This window comes from Rhodococcus artemisiae (assembly GCF_036327795.1).
GTDB lineage: Bacteria > Actinomycetota > Actinomycetes > Mycobacteriales > Mycobacteriaceae > Rhodococcus > Rhodococcus artemisiae.
Genome location: NZ_JAUTXY010000015.1, coordinates 149109 through 164465, shown reverse-complemented (window position 1 = coordinate 164465; position 15357 = coordinate 149109). Strand labels below are relative to the sequence as shown.

General features: G+C 66.8%; 14 protein-coding genes and 2 riboswitches. Of the genes, 8 read left to right on the top strand and 6 right to left on the bottom strand.

The window, feature by feature from the left end; genetic code table 11:
* Positions 1-130: 130 nt before the first annotated feature.
* Together Q7514_RS26135 and Q7514_RS26130 are read left to right on the top strand one after the other, a co-directional pair.
* Entirely contained in the window at positions 131-1570 is a 1440-nt protein-coding gene (locus Q7514_RS26135; RefSeq protein ID WP_330136172.1) for an MFS transporter, read from the top strand.
* A 7-nt stretch (positions 1571-1577) separates the two neighbouring features.
* Complete coding sequence (locus Q7514_RS26130; RefSeq protein ID WP_330136171.1) at positions 1578-2126, top strand: TetR/AcrR family transcriptional regulator; 549 nt, start codon at positions 1578-1580, stop codon at positions 2124-2126.
* 20 nt (positions 2127-2146) lie between these two features.
* On the opposite strand, the gene Q7514_RS26125 is transcribed toward Q7514_RS26130, so the two are convergent.
* Positions 2147-2713, bottom strand: coding sequence for a TetR/AcrR family transcriptional regulator (locus tag Q7514_RS26125; protein WP_330136170.1), 567 nt, complete (start codon positions 2711-2713; stop codon positions 2147-2149).
* A 133-nt stretch (positions 2714-2846) separates the two neighbouring features.
* Here Q7514_RS26125 and Q7514_RS26120 point away from each other — a divergent pair, with 133 nt between their 5' ends.
* A complete protein-coding gene (locus tag Q7514_RS26120; RefSeq protein ID WP_330136169.1) occupies positions 2847-3239 on the top strand; it encodes an SPW repeat domain-containing protein in 393 nt (130 codons plus the stop codon).
* On the opposite strand, the gene Q7514_RS26115 is transcribed toward Q7514_RS26120, so the two are convergent.
* The 3 genes from Q7514_RS26115 to Q7514_RS26105 are packed head-to-tail and all read right to left on the bottom strand — an operon-like array spanning position 3236 to position 6512.
* A complete protein-coding gene (locus Q7514_RS26115) occupies positions 3236-4753 on the bottom strand; it encodes a precorrin-2 C(20)-methyltransferase (protein WP_330136168.1) in 1518 nt (505 codons plus the stop codon). The two genes, Q7514_RS26120 and Q7514_RS26115, sit on opposite strands and share 4 nt — an antisense overlap.
* Positions 4750-5400 (bottom strand): precorrin-8X methylmutase, encoded by a 651-nt coding sequence (locus Q7514_RS26110; protein WP_330136167.1) that lies wholly within the window; start codon positions 5398-5400, stop codon positions 4750-4752. The genes Q7514_RS26115 and Q7514_RS26110 overlap by 4 nt, the downstream gene beginning before the upstream one ends.
* Complete coding sequence (locus tag Q7514_RS26105; RefSeq protein ID WP_330136166.1) at positions 5397-6512, bottom strand: cobalamin biosynthesis protein CobG; 1116 nt, start codon at positions 6510-6512, stop codon at positions 5397-5399. Before Q7514_RS26105 ends, Q7514_RS26110 begins: the two co-directional genes overlap by 4 nt.
* Before the next feature lie 13 nt (positions 6513-6525).
* A riboswitch (cobalamin riboswitch) is annotated at positions 6526-6742 on the top strand.
* Positions 6743-6796: 54 nt separating this feature from the next.
* Between Q7514_RS26105 and cobN the strand changes: the two genes are divergently transcribed.
* Positions 6797-10393 carry a cobaltochelatase subunit CobN gene (gene cobN / locus Q7514_RS26100; protein ID WP_330136165.1) on the top strand — a complete coding sequence of 1199 codons (3597 nt, stop codon included), beginning with the start codon at positions 6797-6799 and terminating at the stop codon, positions 10391-10393.
* Complete coding sequence (gene cobF / locus Q7514_RS26095) at positions 10390-11139, top strand: precorrin-6A synthase (deacetylating) (RefSeq protein ID WP_330136164.1); 750 nt, start codon at positions 10390-10392, stop codon at positions 11137-11139. Before cobN ends, cobF begins: the two co-directional genes overlap by 4 nt.
* Before the next feature lie 45 nt (positions 11140-11184).
* Here cobF and Q7514_RS26090 read toward each other — a convergent pair whose 3' ends face one another.
* Both Q7514_RS26090 and Q7514_RS26085 read right to left on the bottom strand, forming a co-directional pair.
* Entirely contained in the window at positions 11185-11703 is a 519-nt protein-coding gene (locus Q7514_RS26090; protein WP_330136163.1) for an Rv2732c family membrane protein, read from the bottom strand.
* Positions 11704-11802: 99 nt separating this feature from the next.
* Positions 11803-11973, bottom strand: coding sequence for a hypothetical protein (locus tag Q7514_RS26085; RefSeq protein WP_330136162.1), 171 nt, complete (start codon positions 11971-11973; stop codon positions 11803-11805).
* A 122-nt stretch (positions 11974-12095) separates the two neighbouring features.
* Here Q7514_RS26085 and Q7514_RS26080 point away from each other — a divergent pair, with 122 nt between their 5' ends.
* The 3 genes from Q7514_RS26080 (at position 12096) to Q7514_RS26070 (ending at position 15338) form a co-directional block, all read left to right on the top strand.
* Positions 12096-12989 carry an SDR family oxidoreductase gene (locus tag Q7514_RS26080; protein WP_330136161.1) on the top strand — a complete coding sequence of 298 codons (894 nt, stop codon included), beginning with the start codon at positions 12096-12098 and terminating at the stop codon, positions 12987-12989.
* A gap of 24 nt (positions 12990-13013) precedes the next feature.
* A riboswitch (cobalamin riboswitch) is annotated at positions 13014-13188 on the top strand.
* Positions 13189-13242: 54 nt separating this feature from the next.
* The gene (locus Q7514_RS26075; RefSeq protein ID WP_330136224.1) at positions 13243-14289 is read left to right on the top strand and encodes an ABC transporter substrate-binding protein; all 1047 of its coding nucleotides are present in this window, start codon (positions 13243-13245) and stop codon (positions 14287-14289) included.
* A complete protein-coding gene (locus tag Q7514_RS26070; RefSeq protein ID WP_330136223.1) occupies positions 14289-15338 on the top strand; it encodes a FecCD family ABC transporter permease in 1050 nt (349 codons plus the stop codon). The genes Q7514_RS26075 and Q7514_RS26070 overlap by 1 nt, the downstream gene beginning before the upstream one ends.
* Positions 15339-15357: the final 19 nt, after the last annotated feature.

Here is a 15357-nt window from a genome sequence, read left to right as displayed (position 1 = left end):
GGTGCGGGGCCCGGGTGTGCCGTGTGACGTCGCAGAACGGCGATGTGCGGGGTGGTTGACAGTCGCCCGGTGAACGTCGTTCACTGCGTGGGGTGAACGACGTTCACCGAAGTGGCGATGGAGGATCGGGATGGATACAGCGACCCCGTCGCGAAGTGCGGCGTCCAGCGGTGTGATCACGGCACTGTTGAGCGTCGCGGGTCTCGTCGTGGCTCTCCAGACCACTCTCGTGGTACCCCTGCTGCCGGATCTCCCGGAGCTGCTCGATGTCACCGCGGGTGATGTCGGCTGGCTCATCACCATCACCTTGCTGACCGGAGCGGTGGCCACGCCCATCGTCTCCCGGATGGCCGACATGTACGGCAAGCGCCGGATGATGGTGCTTTCGCTGTCGATGATGGTCGCCGGTGCGCTGATCGCGGCGATCGGAGGCGACTATCTGTTCGTTCTCATCGGACGCGGGTTGCAGGGGTTCTCGTCGTCGCTCATTCCGGTGGCGATGGCGGTCCTGCGCGATGTGCTTCCTCGCGAGAAGGTCGCCGGGGCTGTGGCGCTCACCAGCTCCACGATGGGAATCGGTGGTGCACTGGGCATGCCGGCGGCGGGCGCGTTGTACGACAACTTCGGCTGGACGTCCGTCTTCTGGGTGTCTGCGGCAGTCGGCACATTGCTCATGCTGGGCATCCTGCTCGTCGTTCCGGCCTCCGCGACGGGAACCCGGGGCCGGTTCGACATTCTCGGTGCGCTGTTGCTGTCGCTCGCCCTGACGGCTCTGCTTCTGGGGATCTCGAAGGGCCCGACGTGGGGCTGGTCGAGCGCGCAGACCGTCGCGTGCTTCGTCGCGGCCATCGCCATCGCGGTGGCCTTCGTGCCCTACCAGTTGCGAGTGAAGGCCCCGATGGTCGACCTGCGCGTGTCGGCGAGGCGCACGGTGCTCCTTGCCAACCTTGCCGGACTCTTCATCGGATTCTCCGCGTACGCCAGCCTGTTGGCGACCACACAACAGTTGCAGCTACCCGAGATTACCGGCTTCGGATTCGGGCTCAGCGCCGCAACGGCCGGGCTGTGCATGATCCCCGGCAGCCTGGCGATGTTCATGACCGCGCCGGTGGCCGGGAGACTCACCATGCGCTTCGGTGGGCGCTTCACCCTCATGCTCGGGACGATCGTCATGACCGCGGCCTACAGCTTCCGTATCGCCTGGGACGACACCGTCGCCCTGATCATCATCGGTGCGGCGATGGTGAGCATCGGCAACGCCTTGGCCTATGCGACCCTGCCGGCACTGATCATGGCTGCTGTTCCGGTCACCGAAACCGCGGCCGCGAACGGCCTCAACAGCCTCCTGCGCACCATCGGGATGTCGAGCATGAGCGCGGTGGTCGCCGCGTTGCTCGCCAGTATCACCATCGAGGCGTCCGGCGCGACCTTCCCCGCGCACGGCGCCATCATCGTGATCTTCGTGATCGCGGGTTCCTCCACATTCGTCGCCATGGTGTGCGCCGTGCTCCTGCCGAGGCATCGGCCGGTGCGCACGCCTCCGGTCGCCGATCCGACCGAGGCGGCGTGAGGCGGCGATGATCGAACGGACGACTCGCGACACCATTCTCGACGCTGCCCGGCCGCTGTTCGCCGAGCGGGGCTTCAACGGCACGACCATCAGGGATATCGCCGAGGCGGCCGGTGTCTCACCCGCCCTGGTGATGAAGCTGACCGGCAGCAAGGCGGAACTCTTCCAGGCCGCTGCGCCCGAATCTCCGGGACTCGCCGACCTCGATCCCGCTGAGGAACCGCCCGGATACCGGCTGGTGCGGGCCATCGTCGAACGCCGGAATTCGGGCGACTACGAATTCTGGGCAATGGCCCCGTATCTCGTACAGGAAGCCCCGGATCCCGAAACTGCCCGCATGAAGATGACGGAACGAGTGGTGCCTCGGATCGCAGCGGTGATCGGAGAGCAGACGCCCGACAAGGCGCGTGCCCGAATGGTCGTGACCCTGCTGCTGGGCCTGGCGAGCGGCCTGCGGACCTTCGAGATCCTGACGCCCCAGGCGATCGACAGCGCGAAGTTGATCGAGGCCTACGGTGCGCTCGTGCAGCAGATCATCGACGATGACGGATTGTGACCGCCTTGTCGCTCGGGGGGCTACCCGGCCGATGTCGAAGCGGCGAAGGTCGGGAGCAGGGTGTCGACGATCCGCTGTGCTCGGTTCGGTTCGAGTTCGGGACTGCGGGCGCGCTCGGCGGCGTAGGCGCCCACGAGGCAGTCCAGGAAGGCATCGAGGTCGAGGTCGGCGCGCACTGTTCCCCGTGCGATGTGGTCGCGGATGACGGCCGAGAGATTTCCGCGGTGCCGGACGAGGACCGCGCGGATCAGATGCGTGAATGAGGGGTCGGGATCGGTGAGGAGAGCGGAGAATCCGCCGAATCCGATGCCGATATCGATGGACTTCCTGGACTCGCGCACAAGCCAGGTCAAGACTTCGCGCGGTGTGGAGTCTGCTGCCGGCGGCTCGGGACGAGCAATCGGTTCGAGACCTGCAGTGAGCATCTCGTCGCGGTCGCGGTAGCGACGGTAGATCGTGGTGCGCGCCATTCCCGTGCGGTTGGCGACGCCTTCGATGGTGACGGCAGTGGGGCCCTTGATACGCAGGAGATCGCGGACGGCCTCGGCGATGCGCTGCTCGACGGACCCAGTTTCTGTCGCTGTCACGTCGGCCTCCTCGTCGGGTTCCTGGCGCGGGAATGTTTCCGTCACCGGGAACGCTACACTAGGTGTAGCTACACAACATGTAGCGAATCGAACCGCCCTCGTCGCGGGCCGACCACACGGAAGGAATCCAGCCATGATCGACACCCGAAAACCGGCCGGGGGAGCAGCTGTACTCCTCGGCCTCGTCACCATGTCTGCAGGGATCTGGGCAGATACCACACCGATCGGATCCGGGCTCACCCTCGGCTTCGGTGCCCTCGCGACGCTCTACGCACTGTGGTCGCTCATCGCCCGCAATCCCACGAAGGATCACTGGGCGCTGTCCGTCGTCGGTCTCGTCCTGTTCGTCCTGCCGTGGGTGGGCCAGTACGCCGGTGACGCCGCCGCGTGGACCTCGTGGATCTCCGGTGCCCTGATCATGCTGATCGCTGGAACCGCCTACGTGCAAGACGAATCCGACGATCTCACCGAGAAGGCCGAACGTCACGGCCGCGAAACCTATCGGGCTGAACACGCACGTGTCTAGGCTCCCACCGAGCGCGACGTCCACACCGAGCCGGACGGCAATGTGGAGGTCCCTGCCGCGCCGATGATGAGCAGGCACTTCATGTCGATGCTCGCGGGATCCAGTTTCTCGAGGGTGGTGACCTCGAGCGACTCACCCGGCCTGCCCACGTCCCGCCCGATCACGACGACCGTGGCGCCCGGCCGATGCCGCAGGAACAGTGAACGCGCGTCGGCGACCTGCGTCGTCCGCGACCGGGACGCGGGATTGTAGATCCCCAGCACGAGATCGGCTTCTGCAATTGCGGTGAGCCGCTTTTCGATCACGCTCCACGGCTTGAGCCGATCCGACAGGCTCATGACTGCGAAATCCCCGCCGATGGGTGCCCCTGCGCGGGCTGCGACGGCCTGCACTGCCGACACTCCCGGCAGCACGCGGATCGGCACGGACGAGTACTTCTGATCCTGCGCGGCCTCGAACACCGCCGACGCCATCCCGAACACCCCGGCGTCACCGCCGGACACCACGGCCACCTTCTCACCGGACAATGTCAGGTCGAGCGCGAACCTGGCGCGATCGACCTCGACGGTGTTCCCACTCGAATGTCGCTGCAGGCCGTTGCGAACCGGAACTCGATCGACGTAGGGACCGTATCCGACGACATGATCGACCGACGCGAGAGCCGCCGATGCCTCGGGAGTGAGCCATCTGTCGTCGGCGGGGCCGAGTCCGATCACCAGCAATTCGTGCGTCTCGACCGAGGTCTCGGCCTCGGGCGTGACGGGGCGGGATCGGTCGATCACTCCCCGGTTCCGAGGAGCCTTGTCTCCGGCTGTGAGGATCACCGAAAAGTACGGAACCGTATCGGGATCCACGTCTGCGGCTGCGACGATGCGTTGCCCGTCCATGGTTGCACGCTCGACGTACACGGCATCGTCGAGTCGTCCGGACTGTTCCAGGGCGCTTCGCACCGATCCGAAGGTGCGGCCCAGCTTCATGATGACCGCGCCGTCGGTATCGGCCAGTCGCCTCGCCAATTCGGGCTCGGGAAGGGTTCCCGGGAGGATGGTGAGTACATCGGTGCGGCGCACAAGGGGCTCGGCGGCCGCGGCTGCCGCAGCCGAGAACGAGGTGACCCCGGGGATTACCTCGGCAACATACTCTTTCGACAACCGGTCGTGGAGGTACATGTACGACCCGTAGAACAACGGGTCGCCTTCGCACAGAACGACGACGGTGCGATCGGCGTCGAGGTGGGTGGCAAGACGCGCAGCGCACTCGTCGTAGAAATCGGCGATCGCCCCGTCGTATCCGCCGGGGTGGTCAGTGGTGCCGACGGTGACGGGATACACCAGCTTCTCCTCGATCACGCCGTCCGGGATCAGTCCGGCCGCGATGCCGCGCGCGATCGACCGGCCATGCGTGCCCGAGTGGTAGGCGATGACGTCGGCCTCCGCGATCAGGCGAGCGGCCTTGCGGGTGATGAGTTCCGGGTCGCCGGGTCCGAGCCCGACCCCGTAGATCCTGCCGGTCATTCCGCCTCCTGAGCCAGTGCGTTGAGCGCCGACGACGCCATGGCCGACCCGCCCCGCCGACCCCGCACCACGAGATGGGGGATCTGCAGATCATGTGAGATCAAGGCATCCTTGGACTCGGCGGCGCCGATGAATCCCACTGGCACACCGACGATCGCTGCCGGACGCGGTGCGCCGGCATCGAGCATCTCCAACAGATGGAACAGTGCGGTGGGAGCGTTGCCGATCGCGACGACCGCGCCCTCGAGTCGGTCGGCCCACAGCGACACGGCTGCGGCCGAGCGCGTGGTATTCCATTGCTGCGCGAGTTCCGGCACCCGGGGATCGCCGAGGAGACACAGCACGTCGTTGTCTGCCGGAAGCCGTGTACGGGTGACCCCGGCGGCGACCATATTCGCATCGGCCAGGATCGGTGCGCCCGCGTTCAGGGCCGTGCGGGCCGCGGACACCAGATCGGGATGGATCACCAGATCCTTCGCCAGGTCGGTCTGCCCGCTCGCGTGGATCATCCGCACCGCGACCTTCTCGGCATCGTCCGGGATCGCCGCGAGGTCGGATTCGGCTCGGATCGTCGCGAACGAGCGGACGTAGATATGCGCGCCGTCCGTCTCGTACTCGTAACGGCGAGGTGGTGGCTGAAGGGTCACGTCGAGCTCCTGTGTGACGTCGAGCGGCTGGCGAAAACAAGGGTGTGCGGGGAATTCGGTGCACCGCAGGCACGTTCGCAGCCGACAATATGTAGGCGGTCTGCTGTGGTGCCGGAAGTGACGGTGCGACGGGCCAGAGCCCGGGTATCACCTCGGGCGAGGCTACACCCGGGAGATCCGGTGCACGCGGTGACCCGGGGCCACGCGGAGTCGTCCGACAAAACGAATCCGGCGTCGGACAACGCGGCCGGATCGGCGCCGGAGGGGAGTACCAGGCCGCGCCACGGGGTGACGATCACGTCGTCGTCGGGCAGGGCTGAAGCCATGGACGGCGATAGGATTCCCAGCGGGACCAGCGCCGATACGACACCGGCCAGCACTCCGTAGGGCATCGCATACGACGGGAGCGCGGGAACTCGGCCGGCACCCCCGAGTTCGGCGCCGCGCCCGGGGAGCTGCCGCACATGCCAGAGCGTCCCGCGTGTCTGCAGGAATCTGAGCGCCAGGTCGATCAGGGTGTCGATGACCTGCGATATCGGTACGGTCGGGCCGTCCAGTCCGCCGATCACGATTCGCATCGTCCGGCCAGTGTCGTTCCCCGTCGCTCCGCTGGCCTCGTCCGCAATGGCCGCGAGATCGCAGCGGAGCCCTGCGACGTCGCCGCGGCCGTCGTCGAGACCGAACAGGAACCGGCCGGGCAGCTCGGCGAGGGCCGGTTCCGCGCACAGCGCAGTATCGAGCGCACCGATCAGAGGCCTGATGTCGGCGACCCCGCCGACGAGCCCCGACAACGGCGATGCGACCACGTTGCGGACCCGCTCGTGCGAAGGTGACGGCAGGAAACCGGCGGCCACGATCGCGTCGGTGAGACCGGCGGGCACATTGCCGCAGTCGTCGAGAGAGATACCTCTGATCTGCAGGTTTCCGCGAGATGTGAGGTGCACGTCACCGTCGGCGAATTCCTGCGACGCGGCCGAGAGTCGCCCGAGCCCGCCGGACGGAACACGGCCTCCGGGAGCGCGCAGACGCACCAGCGCCCCGTCGGCTGCGACGTGCGGTCGCAGCAGCCCGGGGCAGCGGTCGGGGGGAAGATCGGGCGAGACGTGCTCCACGGGACCACATGGTTGCACATCCTCAGAAAATGGTGCGCTACGCTGGCGACGCCGTGGTTACGGGAAGCCGGTGAGAAACCGGCGCGGCCCTCGCCACTGTGAGCGGGTAGTTGCTCGCCCTCGTCCGTACCGGCCTGCCGGAACGGAGACCACTGGACGACAGTCCGGGAAGGTCGGCGCAGTAGCGATGATCCGTCAGCCAGGAGACCGGCCACGGCATGAGTACGTCCACGAGGGTTTTGGAGACTGAACATGGCCGTGTGCCTCGAGTTTCGGGTTGCGTCGTGACGCGCCTCGCTTTGCTGTCGACATCGGACACCGACCTGTTGTCGGCCCGTTCGAGCGGCGCCGACTGGGTGGTCGGGAACCCGTCGCGCCTCGACGTGGACGCAGATCTGGGCGGACTCCTCGACGGCGCCGACCTGGTCATCGTACGGATTCTCGGTTCTGCCAGGTCCTGGCAGAACGGGCTCGACGCCGTCCTCGGACGGGGTGTGCCGGTCGTCGTCCTGGGTGGTGAACAGACACCGGACGCCGAGCTCATGAGTTACTCGACGGTGCCGATCGGGACCGCTGCCGAGGCGCATCGCTATCTCGCCCACGGCGGCCCCGCCAACCTTGCGCAACTCCACGCGTTCCTGTCGGACACCGTGCTGCTCGGCGGTGAGGGCTTCGAGCCGCCCGCCGAACTACCCGAATGGGGTGTACTCGACCGGCCCACGCCGGCCGACGAGTCGCTGCCGCGGGTGGGGGTGCTGTTCTACCGCGCCCACCACACCAGCGGAAACGTGCAGTTCGCGCATGATCTGGCCGACGCGATCGACGCGACGGGTAAGGCCCAGGGAGTGGTCGTGCACTGCGCATCGCTGCGTGGTGCTTCCGACGACCTGCTCGCCGAACTCGGCAGCCTCGACGCGCTCGTCGTGACCGTCCTCGCCGCCGGTGGCACCAAGCCCGCAACGGTGAGCGCCGGCGGTGAGGACGAGGCGTGGGATGTGGGAGCCCTTGCCGCGCTCGATATTCCGATTCTGCAGGCCCTGTGCCTGACGTGGAGCCGCGACAGCTGGGCGGACTCCGACGACGGTGTGTCCCCGCTCGACTCCGCGACCCAGATCGCGGTTCCCGAATTCGACGGCCGCATCATCACGGTGCCGTTCTCGTTCAAGGAACTCGACTCCGACGGCCTGCCTCGCTACGTCACCGATCCGGAACGATGCCGTCGCGTGGCGGGCATTGCGGTCGCGCACGCCCGGCTGCGGCATGTCCCGCCTGCGGACCGGCGCATCGCGATCATGTTGTCGGCATATCCCACCAAGCACTCACGCGTCGGCAATGCCGTCGGTCTCGACACCCCCGTGTCGGCGATCAAGATGCTGCGAGCACTGCGCGATATCGGATACGACCTCGGCGCCGGATTCCCCGGGATGGACCTCGAGGACGACACAGAAGCCGGAAATACCCTGATCCACGCGCTGATCGACGCAGGCGGGCAGGACGAGGAATGGCTCACAGCCGACCAGCTGGCCGGTAATCCGGTGCGAGTCACCACATCCGATTACGTGGAGTGGACGAAGGACCTGCCCGACGAGCTCACCGACGCGATGACCGAGGCATGGGGGCCCGCGCCCGGTTCGTTGTTCGTCGATGGTGATGCGATCGTCCTGGCCACGTTGCAGGCCGGCAATGTCGTCCTCATGATCCAGCCGCCGCGCGGATTCGGTGAGAATCCGGTTGCGATCTACCACGATCCCGACATGGCACCGTCGCACCATTATCTCGCCGCATACCGATGGGTCGAGCAGGGTTTCGGTGCCGACGCCGTCGTCCATCTCGGCAAGCACGGCTCGATGGAGTGGTTGCCCGGCAAGAATGCGGGTATGTCGGCGTCGTGCGCGACCGATGCCGCCATCGGGAACCTGCCGCTGATCTACCCGTTCCTGGTCAACGATCCCGGCGAGGGCGCGCAGGCCAAGCGCCGCGCACACGCCACGATCGTCGATCACCTGATCCCGCCGATGGCCCGCGCGGAGTCGTACGGCGACATCGCGCGGCTCGAGCAGCTGCTCGATGAGTACTCCAATATCGCGGTGATGGACCCCGCAAAGCTGCCCGCGATCCGCGCGCAGATCTGGACGCTGATCCAGGCCGCGAAACTCGACCACGACCTCGGGCTCGACGACCGGCCGCACGACGCCGAATTCGACGATTTCCTGCTGCACGTCGACGGGTGGCTGTGCGAGGTCAAGGATGCTCAGATCCGCGACGGGCTGCACGTGCTCGGCGCCGCCCCCGAAGGCGAAGCACGCGTCAACCTGGTGCTGTCGATCCTGCGCGCCGCACAGGTATGGGGTGGTAAGAGCCACGCGGTGCCCGGGCTGCGGACTGCACTCGGACTGAAGACCGATGCGCCGCTGACCGAGGTCGATGCGATCGAGACCCAGGCTCGCGCGCTCGTGCAGGCGATGGAAGACGGCGGCTGGAGTGTCGATACCGCTCCGGCCACAGTCGAATCGGTACTCGGCCACGCCGACAGCGAGGTGTCGCGGGTGCTGACCTTCGCAGCCGAACAGGTGGTTCCGCGCCTCGCGCAGACCACCGATGAACTCGATGCCGTACTGCATGCCCTCGACGGCGGGTACATTCCCGCTGGTCCGTCGGGTTCGCCGTTGCGTGGTTTGGTCAATGTGCTGCCCACGGGCCGGAACTTCTACACCGTTGATCCCAAGGCAGTGCCGAGCCGACTCGCCTACGACACGGGTGTGGCGCTCGCGAACGCACTGATCGAGCGGTATCTCGCCGACGCCGGTGAGTACCCGCAGTCCGTGGGGCTGTCCGTGTGGGGCACCTCCGCGATGCGCACCGCAGGCGACGACATCGCCGAGGTACTCGCACTCATCGGCGTCCGCCCCGAGTGGGACCCCGAATCCCGTCGTGTCCGTGAACTCACCATCGTGCCGCTCGAGGAACTCGGCCGACCGCGCATCGACGTCACCGTGCGCATCTCCGGATTCTTCCGCGACGCGTTCCCGCACGTGATCGGCATGCTCGACGACGCGATCCGCATGATCGCAGCGCTCGACGAACCCGACGAACTGAACTACGTACGTGCCCACGCCACGCGCGACGAGGCCGAGCACGGCGACTCCGACCGCGCGGTGCGCCGAATCTTCGGATCCAAGCCGGGTTCGTACGGTGCCGGAATCCTCCAGCTCATCGACTCCGGAAACTGGCGCACCGACGCCGACCTCGCCGAGGTGTACACAGCGTGGGGCGGATTCGCGTACGGGCGCAACCTGCACGGCGTCGCCGCTGCCGACGACATGCGTGCCAATTACCGCCGGATCGCAGTGGCCGCCAAGAACACCGACACCCGCGAACACGACATCGCCGACTCCGACGACTACTTCCAGTACCACGGCGGCATGGTCGCCACGGTGCGCGCGCTCACGGGCAACGATCCGAAGGCGTACATAGGGGACTCGACGATCCCTGACACCGTGCGCACCCGCTCGCTCAGCGAGGAGACCGCACGTGTGTTCCGTGCGCGCGTCGTCAACCCGCGCTGGATATCTGCGATGCGCCGACACGGCTACAAGGGCGCGTTCGAACTCGCCGCGACCGTCGACTATCTGTTCGGGTACGACGCCACCGCCGGTGTTGTCGAGGACTGGATGTACGAGTCGCTTGCGCAGAACTACGCACTCGACTCCGAGAACCAGGAGTTCCTGCGCGAGGCCAACCCGTGGGCGCTGCGTGGCATCGTCGAACGTCTCACCGAAGCAGCCGATCGTGGATTGTGGGCGGATCCCGATCCGGAGACCCTGAAGGCGCTGCAACAGGCCTACCTCGACGTCGAAGGTGACCTCGAGGATCGCGGATGAGGTTGCGGCTGATCGGGATCGGGCCGGGTGGTCCGGACGACCTCACAGTCGCGGCGGTCAAGGCGCTCGAGAGCGTCGACGTGTTCCTCGTCGCCGACAAGCAGCGCGGTGTGGACGATCTCGTGTCGGTGCGCGAACAGATTCTCGGTCGCCACACCACCGGACGGTATCGCACCATCGTGGTGCCCGACCCGCCGCGCGACCGCGCACCCGAGCAGTACGGGACGGAGGTGCGCGACTGGCACGCGGCCCGGGCGCACGCGTACGAGGCGGTGCTGCACGCAGAGGTCCGCGACGACGAGACGGTCGGATTCCTCGTGTGGGGCGATCCGAGCCTGTACGACAGCACCATCCGAGTCGTCGAACGCATCCGCGATCGTGGTGTGCTCGACATCGACTACGACGTCGTTCCCGGCGTGAGCAGCATCCAACTTCTGGCCGCGCGACATCGGCTGGTGTTCAACAGGATCGGCGGACCGATCACGATCACCACCGGTCGGCGCCTCGGCACGGAAGTCGCGTCGGGCGCCGACAATATCGTCGTCATGCTGGACGGGCAGCTCGCCTGCCGCGACCTCGACGGCGACTGGGACATCTGGTGGGGAGCGAATCTGGGGACGAGCGACGAGGAGGCCGTCGCGGGACGCTTGAGTGAGGTGCTCGACGCCATCGACTCTGCGCGGGCTCGGGCCAAGGCCGCACGCGGCTGGGTGATGGACACCTATCTGCTGCGCCGGGCAGAATGAGCTGCGCAGCAGCCGGGCAGAATCAGTCGCGCACAATGATCGGGGTCAGTGAGACCGGATCAGCGTGGGTCGCGGCCGTGTGTCGGTGGGGGACCTGCTGAGTACGATCGGTAGCCACTGCGAGGTCATCGCGATCATGACGAGCCAGTTCAGGATCATGCCGATGCCCGGTGCATGTGGTCCGTCGGCGATCATCCCCGCCTGCGACCAGTAGCCCAACAGCCCGAACAACGACGCGAGCCCGGAGCCGAGCATCGCCGCCGACGCGAGCCGCCAGCGGCGCAGGCACAGCGCGGCAGAAGAGACCAGCACACCGAACACCACGGTCAACGTCATGAAGACCCGCATCAGCATCGAGACCGCGGCACTGTCGCCGTACCAGCCCGCGAGAACTGTCCACGACCAGGCCGACGACGTCTGCGGAAGAACAAGCCCGACGATCAGCAGCGCGATGCACCCGGCGAGCACCCAGCGCCGTCGCCCTGGGTCGAACTCCCCGGCGATCCTCTTCTCGATCCGCGCGAAGTCTCTCCGATACGCCGACAGGTTCTCACTCACGTGCATGCCTCCTCGTTCGACCACACGAGAAGCCATTATGGCCGCCCACACCCGAGTCGGTAGAAGGTGTCGGTTACCAGGGTAAACCCCGGGTGGGTAGAGGCGTCAGTCCTTGTCCGTATCGGTTGCAGGTCCTGATGGTGTCGCGCCGCCCTCATCCGTCCAGTCGGAGGAGCCGTCCTCCGTCGACTGCGCGGGGTCGGATACCACGTCGGGCGCTGTACCGTCCTTGTCGCGCGCGGTGCCGGCCGTTTCCGGATCCTTGTGTGCGCTCACGCCGGTGTCCTTCCGTCGAGGTGTGCCTGCCTCGCATACCCCGAAGCTGCCGTCTCCAACCGTGTGTGCCGCCGCGGTCGACCGGGTACGGAGAAGGCACACGCGATGTCCGGGAGGATCCGATGTCAGATCAGTACCGCATGCAGCACCCCGGGAAGCAGTACCGGACGCCACCGCTCGCCGAACAGGAAGAGATCCCGTATCCGGGGCGCACCTCCGAGATGGTGTCGGAGCCGGACCACGGAGAGCGAACGTATAAGGGCGGCGACCGCCTCGACGGCAGACGCGCCCTCGTCACCGGCGCGGATTCGGGCATCGGCCGTGCCGTCGCCGTGGCGTTTGCACGCGAAGGCGCCGACGTCGTCGTGAGTTTTCTCGACGAGGATGATGATGCGCGCCGCACGACGGAGTTGGTCGAGGAAGCGGGGAGCAGAGCAGTGACGGCACCGGGGGACATCCGGTCCGAGGAGTTCTGCCGCGAACTGGTCGGCACCACCGTGTCCGAACTGGGTGGGATCGACATCCTCGTCAACAACGCCGCCTACCAGCACATGGAACCTGGCGGTATCGCAGACATGACCACCGGCCAGTTCGATCGCGTGATGAAGACCAACCTGTATGCGCTGTTCTGGCTCTGCAAGTACGCGGTGGCGGAGATGCGTCCGGGTTCGGCGATCGTGAACACCACGTCGATCCAGGCCACCACACCGTCACCCGGACTGCTCGACTACGCGACCAGTAAGGCCGGGATCGTGAACTTCACCAAGGGCCTGGCCGCGGATGTCGCACCCAGGGGGATTCGCGTCAATGCGGTTGCACCGGGACCGATCTGGACGCCGCTGATCCCGGCGACGATGACCCGCGGCGCCTACGAGCAGTTCGGCGCCGATGTTCCGCTCGGTCGTCCGGGACAACCTGCCGAGCTTGCTCCCGCGTACGTCTTCCTCGCGTCGCAGGAGGCGAGCTACATCACCGGTGCTGTCGTCGCGGTGACCGGTGGCGTGCCGTTCACCTGACTGCGCCTCGCGGTGCGCATGCTCGGGTCTTGTACTGTTCGACGCGACGTAGGGAACGCCGGTGCGAATCCGGGGCTGTCCCCGCAACTGTCACCGAGGAGCGATCTCCCACATCGTGGTCACGGCCCGCACGGGTTGGAAGGCCGGGAGAAAGCGTCGATCCGGGAGCCAGGACACCTGCGCCGACCGAGGCAGTACCACGAGGATGGATATGAACAATTCGATTTTCGCCGCCCGTAAAGGGCGGCGCACAATGCTGTGCACCGGTATTGCTCTGGTGGCAGCGGTCGTGACCGTAGCCGGCTGCTCGTCGAGCGCCACAGACCCGGACGCCACCGATCACCAGGACACGAGCGCCGCGTCGGGGTCGACGAACTACCCGCTGAGCATCCAGAATTGTGGCCGCGAGGTCACCGTCGACGCGCCACCGCAGCGGGCCGTGTCGCTCAACCAGGGGTCGACGGAAATCCTGCTGTCGCTCGGCCTGGCCGACCGCATGGTCGGCACCGCGACCTGGACCGACCCGGTGCGCGAGAACCTCGGCGCCGAGAACGAGAAGGTGCCGCGCCTCGCCGACAACAATCCTTCCTTCGAAGTCGTGCTCGACACCGAACCCGACTTCGTGTCGGCTTCCTTCGGGGGCACCCTCGGCGAGGGCGGCGTCGCGACATCGGAGCAGTTCGAGCAGCTCGGAGTCCCGTCGTACCTGTCGCCCACCGATTGCGACGGTAAGGACGACAACAGCGTCAACTCCGACGGCAACCGGACCGAGCCGCTGACGATGGATGCGGTGTACAAGGAGATCCGCGAACTAGCAGCGATCTTCGATGTCACCGAGCGCGGTGACGAGTTCGTCGCCGAGCTTCGGCAGCGGTACGAGACCGCCGCGGGTGATGTCGACGGCGCCGGGGTGTCTCTTGCATACTGGTTCGCCGACACCGCCACCCCGTATGTCGCGGGGTGCTGCGGTTCGTCGGGCATCATCACCAACTCCGTCGGCGCGAAGAACGTCTTCGACGACACCACGAACGAGTGGCCGCAGGTGAGCTGGGAGTCGATCCTCGATCGTGATCCCACGGCACTCGTACTCGGCGACCTGAGTCGGCGCAGCATCGCGGGCGACGCACTGGACAGCAAGATCGAATTTCTCGAATCGAATCCGGTCACCCGGCGTCTGACGGCTGTGCAGAACAAACGGTACATCGTCGTCAATGGTGCCGACATGAACCCGTCGATCCGCACGGTCGACGGAATCGAGAAGGTGGCCGGCGCTCTGCGCGAGTGGAATCTCGCGGGCTGATGGTGTCGGCGACGAAGTACCGGTCGCCTGCCGAAGGTGCCCCTGTCGCAGCGGTCGTCGTCGTGGTCGGGCTGGTGGTACTGGCGTTCTCGATCGCAGTGACCGTCACGATCGGCCCGGCCGAACTCTCGGTGCCGGACGTCTACGCTGTCATCTTCGACCGGTTGGGGTTGGCAGACAGTTCGGTCAGCGCGATCCGTGAGGGGATCGTCTGGGAGCTGAGGCTGCCACGGACCCTGCTGGCCGCGGTGTGCGGCGCGGGTCTCGCGGTGTGCGGTGTGATCATGCAGTCGCTGCTGCGTAATCCGCTGGCGGATCCGTTCGTGCTGGGGATCTCGTCGGGTGCGTCGACCGGTGCCGTGATGATCGCGGTGCTGGGCATCGGTGGTGGCGCCGTGTCGTTGTCGGGCGGTGCCTTCCTGGGCGCACTCGTGTCGTTCGCGCTGGTCCTGTTGCTCGCCACCGGCGCGGGCGGAGGTACTTCGCGCGTGGTGCTCGCGGGTGTGGCGGGGACTCAGCTGTTCTCGGCGTTGACGTCGTTCATCGTCATCTCGTCTGCCGATGCGGAGCGGACCCGCGGGGTGCTGTTCTGGTTGCTGGGGTCGCTGTCCGGGGCCACCTGGAGTGATGTGGCGCTCTGCGGCGCGGTGTGTGCGCTGGGCATCGTCGTGTGTCTGGTCAAGGCGTCCTCTCTGGACGCATTCACGTTCGGTTCGTCGACCGCGGCGACACTCGGCATCTCGGTGGCACGTACCCGGCTGATGTTTCTGTTGGTGACCGCTCTTATCACCGCCGTGCTGGTGAGTGCCGCGGGCGCGATCGGATTCGTGGGTCTCGTCCTGCCGCACGCGGCACGATTCCTGGTGGGCCCCCGGCACAGTCATCTCGTGCCCGTCACCGCTGTGGTGGGTGCAGTCTTCATGGTGTGGGTGGATGCGGTGGCCCGCACCGTGTTCGCACCGCAGGAGGTGCCGGTGGGTGTGGTGACCGCTCTGATCGGCGTGCCCGCCTTCGCGCTGATCCTGTTCCGTACGAGGAGTACGCCGTGACATTCCGTACGAGGAGTAC

Coding starts and splice junctions, on each gene's coding strand:
- Q7514_RS26135 (WP_330136172.1), top strand. CDS start 131: ATGGATACAGCGACCCCGTCGCGAAGTGCGGCGTCCAGCGGTGTGATC.
- Q7514_RS26130 (WP_330136171.1), top strand. CDS start 1,578: ATGATCGAACGGACGACTCGCGACACCATTCTCGACGCTGCCCGGCCG.
- Q7514_RS26120 (WP_330136169.1), top strand. CDS start 2,847: ATGATCGACACCCGAAAACCGGCCGGGGGAGCAGCTGTACTCCTCGGC.
- Q7514_RS26115 (WP_330136168.1), bottom strand. CDS start 4,753: ATGACCGGCAGGATCTACGGGGTCGGGCTCGGACCCGGCGACCCGGAA.
- cobF (WP_330136164.1), top strand. CDS start 10,390: ATGAGGTTGCGGCTGATCGGGATCGGGCCGGGTGGTCCGGACGACCTC.
- Q7514_RS26090 (WP_330136163.1), bottom strand. CDS start 11,703: ATGCACGTGAGTGAGAACCTGTCGGCGTATCGGAGAGACTTCGCGCGG.
- Q7514_RS26080 (WP_330136161.1), top strand. CDS start 12,096: ATGTCAGATCAGTACCGCATGCAGCACCCCGGGAAGCAGTACCGGACG.
- Q7514_RS26075 (WP_330136224.1), top strand. CDS start 13,243: ATGCTGTGCACCGGTATTGCTCTGGTGGCAGCGGTCGTGACCGTAGCC.
- Q7514_RS26070 (WP_330136223.1), top strand. CDS start 14,289: ATGGTGTCGGCGACGAAGTACCGGTCGCCTGCCGAAGGTGCCCCTGTC.